Source organism: Chryseobacterium sp. Tr-659 (assembly GCF_011752975.1).
Taxonomy (GTDB): Bacteria; Bacteroidota; Bacteroidia; order Flavobacteriales; family Weeksellaceae; genus Chryseobacterium.
The window spans coordinates 100,670-115,219 of the sequence record NZ_VWWP01000005.1 but is presented as its reverse complement, the minus strand read 5'-3'; the positions used below and the strand labels follow the sequence as shown (position 1 = coordinate 115,219).

Sequence of the window (14,550 nt, the reverse complement as noted above, 5' to 3'; positions counted from 1 at the left end):
TATGAATAATTCATTTTATGATTTGTGTCATGTTTTTATTTAGAATTAATAAAAATAAAATAATTTTGTACTCACTAAACTTAATTATAAAATGAAAAGAACAATTATTTCTGCAGCACTATTAGCATTTGCTATGGTGGGTGCCCAGGAAACAGATACCATTAAAGTGGCTGAAATACAGTCGGTATCTCTTCAGGGAACCCACAATTACAGAACTAAAAAATCTGAATCCATAGCGAGGCTTCCGTTGGAAAACCTTGAAAACCCTACTGTTTATAACCTTGTTCCCAAAGAAATTATCAGTGAAATGGGAGCTACGGATTTCAATACGGCAATGGCATCAGCACCTGGAGTTGTTGTAAGCAACAGTGTGAATGACAGCGGGAATGATATTTTCCTGAGAGGTTTCAGCTCCAATTCCAGTTTCAGAAACGGATTGATTCAAAATCCAAGAGTACAATCAGAGATTGCGAATGTTGAAAGAGTAGAAGTAATAAAAGGACCGTCAGGGACTTTATTTGGAGGAACGCTGGCCAATTATGGAGGTGTAGTGAATGTAGTAACTAAGAAGCCGCAGGAAAATTTCGGAGGAATCATCAATTACACCACCGGAAGCTGGGGTATGAACAGGATTACAGCAGATGTGAATACTCCTTTGAATAAAGAAAAGACAGCATTAGCAAGATTCAATGTTGCCGCTTATTCACAGGATTCTTTTCAAGATGCAGGATACAATAAAGGACTGTTTTTCTCAGGAAGTATTTTATACAAAGTCAGTGATAAAACAACGGTAACCCTGGATACAGAATTTCATGCACCGGAAAAAACGCTGAATGCTTATGTGAGACAATCTGAAAAGCTTACCCTTCATTCCATGAAAGACCTGGCATCAGCTTATGACAGATCATTTACCAGTAATGACATAGGATCAAAAAGAACCAATTTTGTGACCATGGCTGAAGTCACTCATAAATTCAATGATCAATGGACTTCCAGAACTTCTTACCAGAGAGGAGAAGCCAATGAAAACGAATCAATTTTCCTGGTTTTAAATTACCTGAACAATAATTCAGTCAGCAGAAGCATCCGCCCTTTCGACAGCTATAAAATTACAACGGATAATATTCAGCAGAACTTCATAGGAGATTTTAAGATCGGAAATCTTAGAAACCGCTTGGTTGTTGGGGTAGATTACTTCCAGCAAACCAGCAAAAACCAATATCCTGTTTATAAAGTAGGGAAAAATAACGCGTCTGTATTCGTTCCTTATCCTTTAAACGGGGTTATTGTTAGCGATAAAGATCAACCTGCAGATGTTGTTTATCTGGATTCTTCCACAAAGTGGACACCCCTCTCCAGAGATATTATTAAAGCCCTTCCAAGAAGCGGAACAATGTATGATATCAATAAAATAAACACATTCAGTGTATATGCTTCAGATGTTCTTAATATTACAGACAATTTACTGGTAATGGCGAGTTTAAGAATGGATAATTACAGGAGTGATAATATCATTTCCAATGGAGTAGAAGGCGGTGGTAAATATACCCAGACTCAATTCGCTCCAAAATTCGGACTGGTGTATGAAATTATCAAAAATGAAATTTCATTCTTTGCTAATTATGTCAACGGATTTAAAAATGTTGCTCCACGAAAAGACCCGAGAGACGGAACAGGTAATACATTCATTGAATACAAACCTGAGCAGGGAAACCAATTTGAGGCAGGATTTAAATTAGATCTGTTCGGTAAAAAGCTACTAACCACAGTAAGTTATTATAATATGAAAATAAAAAACCGTCTGATTGCAGATCCTTCAGGTATTCCAGACCTTTATATCCAGGATGGAAATATCAAAAACCAGGGATTCGAACTGGATCTGGTTGCCAATCCTGTTAAAGGCTGGAATATAGTTGCAGGCTACGGCTATAACGATAATAAATTTGATGACAGAAGTAAGGATGCCGGAAAAAGAAGTGCCTGGTCTCCTAAACATGTTGCCAATCTGTGGACGAGCTACAAAATAATGGATGGAGCATATGAAGGACTCGGCTTCGGGGCCGGATTCAATTTTGTTGATAAAACATACATTAACATTACCAATCATTTCCTTGCTCCTGCCTATACAACCGTTGGAGCTACCATTTTCTACGACAAAAGAAAATACAGAATCGGTCTGAAAATGAACAATGCTTTGAACCAGAACTATTGGAACTTCTACGGCCAGCCACAGAAACCAAGAGAGTTTCTTGCCAATTTCGCATTTAAATTTTAGAAACTAGAGAACTGTTTTACATCATAAGAATGTATTGAAGAATGTGAAAGTGAGGAGATATATCTTATTTTTTCTCTCGCAGATCAAAGAGATTACGCAGATTTTTATAATTAAGATCTGCTTTATCTGCAAACTCCGCGTGAGAGAAAAACAACAGTAAAATCTCTGAGCCTTCGCATTCTTCAACAAACAGTTTATATCAATCAGATATGGAAAATAAAAAAACTAATCCAAAGAAAAAACAAGGGAAATCCCTTACCAAAAGAATTACCGGTTGGCTGCATCTCTGGCTCGGGCTGGTTTCCGGGATCATCGTTCTCACTGTAACGTTATCAGGGACCATATTTGTCTTCTGCGATGAAATTGTCGATTTCTGCGGCGGAAGTGCCAAATATGTTGAAGCTCCGGCCAATCCAAAGAAAATGACACCTGAAGAATTGCTTGTTCAATTTCATAAGCAGGTTCCGGACAGGAAAGCATTTTATTTTGATACTTATAAAGATGCAGGCCGCAGTTTCAGAATAGCTTCAGCAACCCAGCCGCCCAAAGATAAAACCATTGAAAAAGCCAAAAAGAAAGGCCGTGGCCCGAGAGGGATATTTGCCTATCATTATCTTAATCCTTATACCGGAAAAGTGTTAGGTTATACGAAAAGCTACGAGTTTTTCTATGTGGTTGCCCACATTCATGCACAGCTGCTTGCCGGAAAGTTTGGGAAAACAGTAGTGGGAATCGCATCCATTATCTTTTTTATTCAATTGATAAGCGGGTTGATGCTCTGGTGGCCTAAAAAATGGAATAAAACAACAAGAACAGCGGCATTTAAGATCAAGTCAGGAACAAAATGGCGAAGGAAGAATTATGATTTTCATAATGTTTTCGGGTTTTACTCATTGTTGCCTGCCGTTTTTATTACAATTACAGGGCTGATCATGGCTTATAAAGTTTTAACGGATCTCACACAGGAAGCATTCGGAGGAGTAGCGGATGCTCATACAATTGCAGAAAAGTATGAACCCAAATTTGATCCGGAGAAAAAAGCGTTGTCTTTTAGTGATTTCGTAAATAAAAATTTCAGGAAATTTCCTGAAGCGGAACAGTTCAGAATGAGTATTCCAGGAAATGATTCTGCAACGGTTTATCATGTTGCTGCTGCAAAATTTATAGGCTTAAAAAGCCTCGTCAACGGAAAAACGATGGAAACCAATAAATATACGGGAAATGAAATTGATTACCCTAAAGAAGTTCAGATGCATGAAGTGATTGAACATATGAATTTCGATCTCCATGTGGGATATTGGGGCGGGATGTTTGGGAAAATATTCACATTCATCATCGGGATTATCTGTACAAGCCTTCCTGTTACCGGATTCCTGATCTGGTGGGGAAGAAGAAATAAATCAACAAAAAAGAATAAAGAAATTAAAAATGTCCATCAACACAGAAAAGATTCACACCATGAGCAGCAATTTGTTTAAATTTTTATACATCTCACTATTTTTATTAAGTATACCAGGCAAAGGACAGGAAAAAATTGTGATAGGAGAGAAGCAGAACCTATTTTCAAAAGTTTTAAATGAAAACAGGGAAATTTGGGTTCATCTTCCAAAAACATATGATGATAATACCATTAATCCTGCCCGATACCCGGTTATCTATCTTTTAGACGGAGAAATCAACTTTGAATATTTTTCAGGAATGACCGATTTTATTTCCCGTCCTCCCTATGCTGACATTCCGGAATGTATTGTGGTAGGAATTAAAAATACAGAACGGACAAGGGATCTTACACCTACAAAATCTGAAAAGAAAAGCCCGGTAAATCCGAATGTCATCCTTTTTGCAGACAGTGGAGGAAGTGAGAACTTTGTAAAATTTATGCAGGAAGAAGTGAAGCCGTTCATTAATAAAAATTACAGAACGCAGGACTATTCTATTCTGGTAGGACATTCTTTCGGCGGGTTGTTCGCAATCAATACATTTCTTTCTCATCCTGATTATTTCAATGCTTATGTCGCAAATGATCCCAGTTTATGGTGGGATCATAAAGTTACCATTTCAAGGACACAGCAATATTTAGAAAAGAACAAAAAATTTCCTGCAAATACATCTTTATATGTTTCTCAGGCAGATAATGAGGAACAGCAGAAAAACTGGAATTCAGATATGACACAAGCCATTGACGAGTTTAAAGGAATTATAGAAAAAAACGGTTCATTGAATTATAAACATAGTTTTTTTGAGGGAGAGACACACGGAACAGTTTCTTATCAGGGAAATTATGAAGCTTTGAAATTTATTTTCAAGGGGTTTAGAACTGATATCAAACAGTTAGCGAAAGATCCCCAAAAACTTGAAGACGATTATAAAAAGTTTTCAGAGAAGACAGGAGCAGGGTTTATTCCTTCAGAACCTTATCTGAATGTTGTTCTCAAATTTATGAAAACAAATAATTTTAAAGAATCCGAAACTTATTTCATGAAAATGAAGAATAAATATTATCCTAAGAAATAATTATAAAAAGCAAATCTGTACACTCACAGATTTGCTTTTTTATTTATAGCTAAAAATTTAAACGAAAATTTTAGTTTCTTCTAATGCCTGTTATCACAATTAATGGTCATTGCTTTCTCTTTTTTGTCTAAAAAAACAATAGAAGGGCATCCAAAAGATGGTGAAATCAATCCGAAAATTACAGGAGGCTTTCCTTTGAAAAGGCGGCCTGTCCATTGAAATTGATTAGCTTCATCACTATTGATTCCGTTCAACGGGGAGAATTCAGCTCCGTCACTGCCCGCTATGCTAAACGAATTTTCAAATATTTTTTCGTTATGATCATTCATTACTACCAGCCTGCGTTCCAGTACATTTTCGTTCTCAATAAGATCCTGGAGATAATAGGTCAGATTTTCATATCGGGCCTGATGGGTTTCTCCATATTTGAGCTTTGAGTCAGGGAAATATTTCCTTGAAATTTGAGCATCGGCTTTTTTCCATTGTATAGGCTTCATCTTATTTTCTATAAATGGATTTTTATTCCCGAAATAGGCAATAACATTATTATATCTATCGTGGTCGGTTATACTTTTATTGGCTTCAATTTGAAAACCAAGCATATAAGAACCGGCATCTACTTCTTCACCTTCTGTAGCATATACATCGAGGTAAGCTGCAGCTTTTAATTTTTTTACAGGAATTTTCTGAAGTTGATTGAATTCATAGTTATACATGTACAGAGAATCATTTTCTGTAAGATGAATTCCATCAAGCATTCTTTTTCTGTGTGGAGCATCCAGTTCAAGATACTGTAACTGTTCAAAAGATTTCTGCTTCTGGTTCTTTATAAACTCTTCCGGAACAGAATGAGGATCGCTATAAATATCAGACACAGAAATAAAAAGATCCATTAATTGGTTATTTCCTATGGATGACATGGAAGAAATATTGAAAATGTTGAAATCTTTATAATCAATTTCATCTACCGGTTTTGTAATTTTTACGGAATCATTGGACGTGTCAGATCTACTGATACTTGTCTTTTTTTCATCTTTCTGACAGCCGATGAAGACCAGCTGAAAAAATAAAAGTGCTGATACTGCTTTAACCTTCTTCATAAGTTTTTATTAACATGAGTTTAATTTATTTTGTAATAAGGATCTGAAAAATATTTGCTTGGTTTGATGTATGCTGTCTCCCTTTTGGCATCAAAAATCCAGATAAATCGGCGCAGCATATCAGCGCCAAAATAATTTACGTTCTGGGTTTTAAGTTCTCCGGAGAAAAATCCTACAGAAACATTTTTAAATACAAAACGGTCCAGTTTGAAATAAGGAAGAACTGCTTGTCTGGTGATAAGACTTTTTCCTTCAGAGTTTTTCAATGTTTTTTCACCGGTTATTTTCAATTTTTTGTCCAGATAGTTTTCTTCAGCAAATTTATTACTGTACAGAATCCCTCCGGAATAGCCGGATTGAAGGACAAAAAAAGCTTCACGCTGTTGGTCTCCTTCAATTACATTATCAGCAGGAATATAAAAACCATCATGATCTGTAATGATTTTAATGGCCTGATAGCCTTTTAAGTCTGGCATCTTATCATAAATAACAAACCGGTTCTGATCATAATCGATTTTAAATACTTTGCCTTCAAAAAGCCCGGTTCCGATCTTTCCGTCAGCCTCATTTCCTGTCAATTGATTATCAAAGAAGCGCACATTTTCCAATGTTTTCTTCCCGATCTGAACCGTGTTATGATCACTGATCTCATCTTTAAAAATAATATGATCTGCTTTCTGTTTTCGTTCAGGAGAAATAGAGCATTCTTTCATGGCGATCTGGAACATCAGATCCAGTGAATCCTTTTTATTAACCAGTGTTTTTACAATAATATTATTGTACTTTGTGATCCGGAAAGGGATGGTTTGCTGAGCTTTCAAACTTAAAAGTCCGGAAGTAAGGAGTAAAAAAAGTCCTGTTTTTTTGAGCATTATCAGTGATTAGTGTTTTAAAACTTTAAAATTACCCATTATCTTTGGAAAAGCAAATAATAAAATAAAATGGTTGAACAATTGCTTCAAAGTGGAATTCATTGGGAAAAGAAAGAATTCAGACGGAATGAGTTCCTGAAGATCTCTGGCAGTACGGATACTCATATTTATTTTATTGAAAAAGGAAGTGTACGGATTTTTATGATGGATGAAAAAGAAGAAAGGATTATCCGTTTCGGGTATACCGGAAATATTATTGTTTCACTGGATTCTTTTCTATCAGGAAAACCTTCCGATCTTTATATTCAGGCTATAAAAAAAACAACGGTACAGATGGCTTCCAAAAATGATTTTTACAATTTTATCAGATCTGGTGAGGAGCAGATGGAATTTTGGATGAAAATACTGGAAGACCTGGTATTGCAACAGCTGGAAAGAGAAAAAGATTTGCTGATCAACGCTCCCGGAGAACGTTTTGAGAGGGTTTTAAAGCGGAGTCCGAAGCTTTTTCAGGAAATTCCCAATAAATACATTGCCAATTATCTCAGAATGTCTCCGGAAACCTTGTCAAGACTTAAAAAATCTTGAGTTCAGTCAAGATTTAAGAATCATCCAATCATGATATTTGCATAAAAAAGATAATGAAAATGTCAACGTCAGAATTGTTAGATGAATTAAAAAAGAGAACCCGGCAGCATTTGCATTTTGGTGAAGTGCTATTATTAAAACCTGACCATGAACTGAATTTCAGGACTTCAACAGACAGCTGGAGCGCTTTGGAATGTATTGAGCATTTAAACCGGTATGGAGATTTTTATCTTCCAGAAATCAATCGTAGAATCTCTTCGGCGAAGAATACTTCCCAATCTGACTTTAAACCGGGAATTCTTGGAAATTATTTTGCAGAAAGTATACTTCCCAAAGAAAAGCTGAACAAAATGAAAAGCCCGAAAATAATGAATCCCATTCATAGCAAACTGGACAAAAACGTAGTTGATAAATTTGTAAGACAACAGGAGAAAATGCTTGAGTTACTGGAAGACGCTCAACATGTTAACCTGGAGAAAACCAAAACTGCTATCAGCATTTCCAAACTGATCAAACTGAAACTGGGGGATACCTTCCGTTTTGTTATTTATCATAATGCAAGACACCTCGAACAGGCAAAAAGAGTTTTAAATCATAAGTCTGTTTAAACAACTTTAACATATAGAAAGGAAGTATGAGTTCCAAAAAAAGTTTAATTTTAAACGAATGGAAATCATACATCAAAAAATAATACAAACGCCGCTTGGAGAGATGATCGCCTGTGCTGTGGATCAGGGTATTTGTCTGCTTGAGTTCACAGACCGGAAAACCATTGAAAGGCAGCTGAAGACTTTGTCAAAAATACTGAAGGCTGATATAGCAGAAAAAGAGCATGCGCATTTTACACAGCTGGAAGAAGAACTGAAAGAGTATTTTGAAGGAAAAAGAAGCCAATTCAATGTTCCTATATTTACCACAGGAACCGAATTTCAGGAAAAAGTATGGCAGCTTCTCCGCGAAATCCCGATAGGAGAAATAAGAACTTATAAACAACAATCTGAGCTCTTGGGAAATCCGAAAGCCATACGGGCTGTGGGTACTGCCAATGGAATTAACAAAATTGCAATTTTAATCCCATGTCATCGTGTGATCGGTTCAAACGGAGAATTAGTGGGGTATGCGGGCGGAATTTGGAGAAAACAAAAATTACTGGAGCTGGAAAAAGCGATTCTGTTTTAGAAGTCTTTTCCAAATTAAATTCCACTTTTTAGTATATTTTTATGAAATCAAAAATTCCAATTATCTTAATTTTTTCGAGGCTTTTCATCGGGTTTGTGATTATCTTTTTTAGTATTATCAGGCCTGATCATTATAGAACAATAGAAATTGTTTTGTTGTCAGTTGGTTTATTAACCGATGTTTTTGATGGGATTATAGCAAGATACCTTAATATTTCAACGCAGAAAATCCGCCGTCTTGATTCCACAATTGATCAGATTTTCTTTATTTCAGTTGGTGTGGCCGCTTATATTCAATGCCCTGATTTTTTTAAGGCAAATTTTGATAAGATCATTATTCTTATAGGGGCTGAAGCCTTGATTTATCTTGTTAGCTTCTTAAAATTTAGAAGAGAAGTAGCTACTCATTCTATCGGAGCGAAAATCTGGACCTTGCTGCTCTTTGCAACATTAATTCAGATTATCCTGGAATGTAAGTCTGTACTGCTGTTTAATCTTTGTTTCTGGGTCGGATTATTGACAAGGGCTGAGATTATTGCAATCCTTTTAATTCTGAAAACCTGGACTAATGATGTACCAACAGTATTTCACTCAATAAAACTCAGACAAGGAAAAGCGATAAAAAAATATAAAATTTTCAATAGCTAAAATCAAATAATAACTAAACAATTACCAGAGCTATATCTTACGGGATAATTCCTGGAAAAATGAAAATTATTGAAGTTATAGAAAGCTATTTTGTTTTGATTTTCGTAATTTTAAGCAAAAATTTACACGTGAAAAAATTATTAATAGCAGTTTGCATTTCAGTTTCAGCATTCAGTTTTGCACAGGATTATTCTGTGCCCGCAGCGAGCCCGCGTCAGAAGGTAGAGCAGCAGTTTTCAATGTCAAAGATCACAATCGATTATGGAAGACCGGGAGTGAAAGGGCGTAAAATTTTCGGAGAACTGGTTCCTTACGGACAGGTTTGGAGAGCGGGAGCTAACTCCTCTACGAAGATTACTTTTGGACAAGCTGTTAGTTTTGGCGGTAAAATAGTTCCTGCAGGAACGTATGGATTATTTATCGTACCTACAGAAAAAGAATGGAAAGTAATTTTGAACAAAGATTTCCAGCAATGGGGAGCTTATACCTATGATCCGAAACAAGACGTTGTAGATGTTATGGTTCCGGTAAACAAGTTAGCAGACAAACAAGAGTGGTTTGAAATTACATTGAATCCTACAGACGAAAACTCAGGAAATCTGGTAATCAAATGGGATATGGCTCAGGCAGAAGTTCCATTGAAGCCGTCAAAATTAGATACGGTAATCAAGATTTCTGACAAACTGAAAGAAATCAAGAAAATAGAATCAGATTCTTCTAAAAAGAGCTAAATAATGAATTTTTCTGTTCAGCCTGTTTTAGAAAATGAAAAGTTTCAACTAATCCCCTTACAGCAAGGGGATTTTGAATCTTTATATGAAGTAGCATCCGATCCTCAAGTTTGGGCACAGCACCCAAATAAAGACCGTTATCAAAGAGACGTTTTTGAGAATTTTTTCAGAGGAGCTATGGAGAGTGGCGGTGCTTTCAAAATTATTGAGAAAGCTACCGGAGAAGTATTGGGAAGCAGCCGTTATTATAACTTTGATGAAAATGACAGTCATATTTTTATAGGATATACTTTTTACGGAACCAAATCCTGGGGAAAAGGAATCAACCCGCAGGTAAAAAAGCTGATGCTGGATTATATTTTCCAGTTTGTAGATAAGGTTCATTTCCATATTGGAAAAGAAAACTTTCGTTCTCAGACTGCCCTGGAAAGACTGGGAGGAAAAAAAATTGCGGAAGAGGAAGTTGCTTACTTTGCAGAGCCTTCAAGAACCAATTTCGTATACGAAATCAAAAAAGAAGATTGGATATGAAAAAATATAAAATTCAGCAATCCCCATTTGTAGTTCCTACTACAGACGGAAAACTGATTGAAGAGCATTGGGGAAATTCTACCGGAAATTCTAATGTTTCGATTGCACATATGGTGGCTCCCCCAGGCTGGAGTGAACCCCATCAGACCCCTGATTTTGATGAATTTACTTACATTATTTCCGGAAAAAAGCAATTTGAGATTGATGAAGAGATTGTATTGCTGGAAAAAGGACAGAGCATTCTTATTGAAAAAGGAGCGAGAATCCGTTACAGCAATCCATTTTCAGAGCCTTGCGAATACCTTGCCATCTGTCTGCCTGCATTTTCGATGGAGCTGGTAAACAGGGAAGAGGAAAGGTAGATTAATGAAATCAAATATACAATACAAGGCAAATTTGCAAATCAGCAGATCTGCCTTTTTACTTGTATTATAATTACTGTTATTTCATTCTTTTGATAATTCGGAGAAACTCATCTTTTTTTCTCTGTGATACCTGTAAAGAGGTTTCGTCACTCATAATGATATAGCCGCCACGTCCTCTGATGTATTTTTCAACATGCTGAAGATTGATGAGATGCTGATGATGAATACGGACAAAGCCCTGCTCTTTCAACGTTTCCTCAAAATAGGCCAATGTATGGGAGATCATCATTTTCTTGCCTCCTTTGAAAAAAATGGAAGTATAATTGTCATCAGCCTGAAGACGTACAATATCTATAGTGTGAACATACACGAGACCTTCCATGGTGGGCAGCGCGATTTTACTCTGTTCTACAGGGCTTTTAATATGATGAAGCAAAGCAGATAACTGCTGTATTTTATTTTTATCTTCTAAGAGTTTGGAAACCCTGTTTACAGTAATGATCAATTCGTGGATTACAATGGGCTTCAACAGATAATCTACTGCATGATGTTTAAATGCCTGCACGGCATACTGGTCATAAGCGGTCACAAATACCGTGTAAAAATTAATATCCGGCAGCTTCTCAAATAATTTAAATCCATTTTCAACAGGCATATTGACATCCAGAAAAACGAGTTCCGGAGATCTTTCTCTGATAACTTCTGCTGCTTCGTTCACAGAGCAGGCTTCTCCGATCAGTTCAACGTCCGGGCAATATTTGGATAAGAAGCGAATAAGGGTTTCGCGTGATTCCTGTTCATCATCTACAACGATAGACTTGATTTTGCTCATAGAAAAGGGGTGTTTTTGATGGTTATTTTTACAATTGTTCCCTGCATATCAGGATTTATACTCTTTTTATCAGTAATCTCTGTAGAAATGGATGTACCGTACAGCTCGTTGATAGCAGAAATTCTGCCGGCAGTAATTTTCAGTCCCATGGATTTATAATCGTCTGGTCTGCTGTCAAATTCACGGGCTTTTTCAAATCCAACACCGTTGTCTTCTACAATACATATGATGGAATCTTCACTTCGGCTGCAGGAAATCTGCAGAGTTCCTCCTGTTTTTAGATGTCTTAATCCATGGCTGATGGAATTTTCAGTATAGATTTGAAGAAGCATAGTAGGAATTTTTAACTGCTCCAATCCAGCTTCAACAGATATTGTATATGTGAAATGATTTTTAAAGCGCATCTGCTCCAGTTCAATATACGTTTTCAGCATAGCCATTTCTTTGTCAATGGTGTTCCAGTGTTCTTTGGAGTGGATAAGGGTTTTGCGGATCAGATCCGAAAAGGCTGCCATATAATAATTGGCATTCAATTCATCTTCTTTGCCATAATAATTCTGAATAGCATTCAAAACATTGAAGATAAAATGTGGGTTAATCTGGGCACGGAGGGCCTGCATTTCCAGTTCGGCAATCATCTTTTTCCTCTCTGTTTTCTCAGCTTCTTTTCTGCGTATAATGTTGATACGGCGTATGTATATCACAATAATTAAAATCAGCAGCAGCAGCAGTATACCTCCCACAAACCAAAATTCTTCCCAAAATGGAGGTTTTACAGCAATAGCCAGTACGGCAGGGGTTTTATTCCATATATTATTTTTTCCGGAAGCCCAAACGCTGAGCTGATAGTTTCCGGGTTTTAAAGCTCCCAGGTTTAATGTACTTTCTTCTGTAGTCACAGTGTCATTTTCTGCTCCGGACAGAAGATATTTATACTTAATGTCTTTTTCATCCAGATAGGAAATGGCCGTGTAAGAGATCTGAGCATTATTCTGATTGTATTTCAGGTTGATCTTTTTGGGATAGTAAACGATGCTGTCTTTAAACGATGCTTTCAGAAAATATACTTTGTAAGGCTGGCTTTTGCTGACATGATCCTGATTGATGACAATGATGCCGTTTGACGTAGCAAGAAAAGCTTTTCCTTCTCCAAATGTAATACTGTTGATCATATGGCTGGGAACACCATCAGCTGCCGAAAAATTGTAAATAGAGTAGTGCAGTCTATTATCAAAGGTAATCCTGGATAAACCTTTATCTGTATTTACCCATAGTCTTTCTTTTTCATCCACATAAGCTTTTTCACAAATATTACTTATTAACCCGGTTTTTGTATTCAGTTTGATCATTCTTTGGCCGTCACGGATGAAAACTCCATCAGAGTGGGTACTGATGACAAGCCTGCCCTTCAAAAAGGCCAGTGAAGTAATACGGTTCCTGCCCAGAGTGGGTTCCTTGATAAATTTCCGGGATATTTTATCATAATAAAACAGTCCTTGCACTGTACCCAGCCACCATACGCCTTTTGCGTCAATAGCTGTTGCAGGGGCTGCAATGGAAGTAGGCAGCTCAGGCAGTTTGCTGAATTTTCCTTCTTTAAGATCATAGATAAGATGATTCCTTTTCTCTATACCGGTCTGGCTGAGCAGCATGGTATGCCCTTTGATTGATGCTGATTTTTGTGAGAATTCCAGAAGCCTTTCGTAATTCTTTCCGTTCAGACTGCATTTGAATAATCCCTTGTCCGTTCCGGCAAAAAACAGATCATCATTGATGGGCAGGATGTATCTAAGCCTGTTCCACTGCCCGTCACCCAGAGTATACAACGGTTTGAATCTATTCTTTTCCCTGATCACCATCTCACTGTTGCTGTATCCTGCCAGAAGCTTTCCTCCCGGCATATATTTTACGGTTAAAACATTATTATCTGTAAGACCGTCCTGTGTTGTATATACCAATGTTTTATTGGCTGGCTGCATATATACCCCTTTATTGGTAGGATACCAGCAGTTACCTTGTTTATCAATAAAACTGCTATAACTTACAATGCCTTTCATCGCGATACACTGTGGATTTTGACCGGTTTTTTTTTCAGGATCATATTCCAGAATCCCACTGGTAGTACAATTCCAGATTTTGTCATTTTTGCCTATCGTAAGATCAATGATATTATTGGGCAGTTCGATTTTTTTGACTAAAGGTTTTCCTTCTTTAAATATGATATCATACAATGTATTAAGATATCTCACATATAAATGCCCTTTCAGATAAAAACAGGCTCTTACTGCTTTTTCCTTAAATATGTATACTGTGGTTGGACCTGTAGGATCTTTTCGTATAATTTTTTTTGTTGAGACATAGAAGCTGTGGTTCTGATCTTTAAAATGATAATTGGGGGATTGCGAGATGGTATCTTTTGGATTGGAAACACTTTCTTTACCGATAATATATTTTTTATGCTGATTGTAATACAAATCCCATCTTGGGCTAATATCATAAAACCCGATTTTCTTTTTTTCCATAAAACGACATAGCCGGTCATTATGAACGGAATATACTTTTCCATTATAAATATAGGTAGGGCTTCCGTTATAAGTGGCCACCCATAGGCGTTTCCAGGGGTCTTCCCATGCCTGGAATGTTTCATTATCGGGAAGCCCGTGATTGCTGGTAATGGTTTCAAAATGATGGCCGTCAAATCTGGAAATTCCCCAGCTGGTACAGAACCAGATAAATCCTTTGCTGTCCTGGTACACAGAGTAGACTGTATTACTGGGCAATCCGTCACTTAAACTATAGTGGCGGAGCTGTGGCCTCTGGCCGTACATTAGCAAGCTTTGAAATAAAAGGAATAATATGAGGAGGTAATGATACATAGTTTTCAGGCTAATATAGAAAATTCTCCAGAAAGAGAAA

Annotated in this window: 14 protein-coding genes; 10 read left to right on the top strand and 4 right to left on the bottom strand. The window is 36.8% G+C overall.

Features of this window, described 5'->3' with window-relative positions:
• Window positions 1-91 precede the first annotated feature (91 nt).
• From F3J23_RS12675 to F3J23_RS12665, 3 genes are all read left to right on the top strand, one after another.
• Entirely contained in the window at window positions 92-2,275 is a 2,184-nt protein-coding gene (locus tag F3J23_RS12675; RefSeq protein ID WP_167029330.1) for a TonB-dependent siderophore receptor, read from the top strand.
• 209 nt (window positions 2,276-2,484) lie between these two features.
• Window positions 2,485-3,753, top strand: coding sequence for a PepSY-associated TM helix domain-containing protein (locus F3J23_RS12670; RefSeq protein WP_167029327.1), 1,269 nt, complete (start codon window positions 2,485-2,487; stop codon window positions 3,751-3,753).
• Window positions 3,734-4,789, top strand: a complete 1,056-nt coding sequence (locus F3J23_RS12665; RefSeq protein ID WP_167029324.1) for an alpha/beta hydrolase — start codon at window positions 3,734-3,736, stop codon at window positions 4,787-4,789. Before F3J23_RS12670 ends, F3J23_RS12665 begins: the two co-directional genes overlap by 20 nt.
• A gap of 80 nt (window positions 4,790-4,869) precedes the next feature.
• On the opposite strand, the gene F3J23_RS12660 is transcribed toward F3J23_RS12665, so the two are convergent.
• Both F3J23_RS12660 and F3J23_RS12655 read right to left on the bottom strand, forming a co-directional pair.
• Window positions 4,870-5,889 (bottom strand): hypothetical protein, encoded by a 1,020-nt coding sequence (locus F3J23_RS12660; RefSeq protein ID WP_167029321.1) that lies wholly within the window; start codon window positions 5,887-5,889, stop codon window positions 4,870-4,872.
• Between the two features lie 20 nt (window positions 5,890-5,909).
• A complete protein-coding gene (locus F3J23_RS12655; protein ID WP_167029318.1) occupies window positions 5,910-6,761 on the bottom strand; it encodes a hypothetical protein in 852 nt (283 codons plus the stop codon).
• A 69-nt stretch (window positions 6,762-6,830) separates the two neighbouring features.
• Between F3J23_RS12655 and F3J23_RS12650 the strand changes: the two genes are divergently transcribed.
• The 7 genes from F3J23_RS12650 to F3J23_RS12620 all read left to right on the top strand — a co-directional run bounded on the left by F3J23_RS12650 (window position 6,831) and on the right by F3J23_RS12620 (window position 10,799).
• Window positions 6,831-7,349 carry a Crp/Fnr family transcriptional regulator gene (locus tag F3J23_RS12650; RefSeq protein WP_167029315.1) on the top strand — a complete coding sequence of 173 codons (519 nt, stop codon included), beginning with the start codon at window positions 6,831-6,833 and terminating at the stop codon, window positions 7,347-7,349.
• A gap of 59 nt (window positions 7,350-7,408) precedes the next feature.
• Window positions 7,409-7,957, top strand: a complete 549-nt coding sequence (locus F3J23_RS12645; RefSeq protein WP_317167725.1) for a DinB family protein — start codon at window positions 7,409-7,411, stop codon at window positions 7,955-7,957.
• Between the two features lie 58 nt (window positions 7,958-8,015).
• Window positions 8,016-8,528, top strand: coding sequence for a methylated-DNA--[protein]-cysteine S-methyltransferase (locus tag F3J23_RS12640; RefSeq protein ID WP_167029309.1), 513 nt, complete (start codon window positions 8,016-8,018; stop codon window positions 8,526-8,528).
• A 41-nt stretch (window positions 8,529-8,569) separates the two neighbouring features.
• On the top strand, window positions 8,570-9,175 hold the full coding sequence (locus F3J23_RS12635) for a CDP-alcohol phosphatidyltransferase family protein (RefSeq protein WP_194303856.1): 606 nt from the start codon (window positions 8,570-8,572) through the stop codon (window positions 9,173-9,175).
• 128 nt (window positions 9,176-9,303) lie between these two features.
• The gene (locus F3J23_RS12630; protein WP_167029306.1) at window positions 9,304-9,906 is read left to right on the top strand and encodes a DUF2911 domain-containing protein; all 603 of its coding nucleotides are present in this window, start codon (window positions 9,304-9,306) and stop codon (window positions 9,904-9,906) included.
• Window positions 9,907-9,909: 3 nt separating this feature from the next.
• Entirely contained in the window at window positions 9,910-10,437 is a 528-nt protein-coding gene (locus F3J23_RS12625) for a GNAT family N-acetyltransferase (RefSeq protein ID WP_167029303.1), read from the top strand.
• Window positions 10,434-10,799, top strand: a complete 366-nt coding sequence (locus F3J23_RS12620; RefSeq protein WP_167029300.1) for a cupin domain-containing protein — start codon at window positions 10,434-10,436, stop codon at window positions 10,797-10,799. Before F3J23_RS12625 ends, F3J23_RS12620 begins: the two co-directional genes overlap by 4 nt.
• Before the next feature lie 79 nt (window positions 10,800-10,878).
• Here F3J23_RS12620 and F3J23_RS12615 read toward each other — a convergent pair whose 3' ends face one another.
• Both F3J23_RS12615 and F3J23_RS12610 read right to left on the bottom strand, forming a co-directional pair.
• Window positions 10,879-11,634, bottom strand: coding sequence for a LytR/AlgR family response regulator transcription factor (locus F3J23_RS12615; RefSeq protein ID WP_167029297.1), 756 nt, complete (start codon window positions 11,632-11,634; stop codon window positions 10,879-10,881).
• Complete coding sequence (locus F3J23_RS12610) at window positions 11,631-14,462, bottom strand: sensor histidine kinase (RefSeq protein WP_167029294.1); 2,832 nt, start codon at window positions 14,460-14,462, stop codon at window positions 11,631-11,633. Before F3J23_RS12610 ends, F3J23_RS12615 begins: the two co-directional genes overlap by 4 nt.
• Window positions 14,463-14,550 lie beyond the last annotated feature (88 nt).

What these genes read in the sequence shown, in the direction of transcription:
- F3J23_RS12675 (WP_167029330.1), top strand. Translation starts at nt 92, where the DNA reads ATGAAAAGAACAATTATTTCTGCAGCACTATTAGCATTTGCTATGGTG.
- F3J23_RS12670 (WP_167029327.1), top strand. Translation starts at nt 2,485, where the DNA reads ATGGAAAATAAAAAAACTAATCCAAAGAAAAAACAAGGGAAATCCCTT.
- F3J23_RS12665 (WP_167029324.1), top strand. Translation starts at nt 3,734, where the DNA reads ATGAGCAGCAATTTGTTTAAATTTTTATACATCTCACTATTTTTATTA.
- F3J23_RS12660 (WP_167029321.1), bottom strand. Translation starts at nt 5,889, where the DNA reads ATGAAGAAGGTTAAAGCAGTATCAGCACTTTTATTTTTTCAGCTGGTC.
- F3J23_RS12655 (WP_167029318.1), bottom strand. Translation starts at nt 6,761, where the DNA reads ATGCTCAAAAAAACAGGACTTTTTTTACTCCTTACTTCCGGACTTTTA.
- F3J23_RS12650 (WP_167029315.1), top strand. Translation starts at nt 6,831, where the DNA reads ATGGTTGAACAATTGCTTCAAAGTGGAATTCATTGGGAAAAGAAAGAA.
- F3J23_RS12645 (WP_317167725.1), top strand. Translation starts at nt 7,409, where the DNA reads ATGTCAACGTCAGAATTGTTAGATGAATTAAAAAAGAGAACCCGGCAG.
- F3J23_RS12640 (WP_167029309.1), top strand. Translation starts at nt 8,016, where the DNA reads ATGGAAATCATACATCAAAAAATAATACAAACGCCGCTTGGAGAGATG.
- F3J23_RS12635 (WP_194303856.1), top strand. Translation starts at nt 8,570, where the DNA reads ATGAAATCAAAAATTCCAATTATCTTAATTTTTTCGAGGCTTTTCATC.
- F3J23_RS12625 (WP_167029303.1), top strand. Translation starts at nt 9,910, where the DNA reads ATGAATTTTTCTGTTCAGCCTGTTTTAGAAAATGAAAAGTTTCAACTA.
- F3J23_RS12620 (WP_167029300.1), top strand. Translation starts at nt 10,434, where the DNA reads ATGAAAAAATATAAAATTCAGCAATCCCCATTTGTAGTTCCTACTACA.
- F3J23_RS12615 (WP_167029297.1), bottom strand. Translation starts at nt 11,634, where the DNA reads ATGAGCAAAATCAAGTCTATCGTTGTAGATGATGAACAGGAATCACGC.
- F3J23_RS12610 (WP_167029294.1), bottom strand. Translation starts at nt 14,462, where the DNA reads ATGTACGGCCAGAGGCCACAGCTCCGCCACTATAGTTTAAGTGACGGA.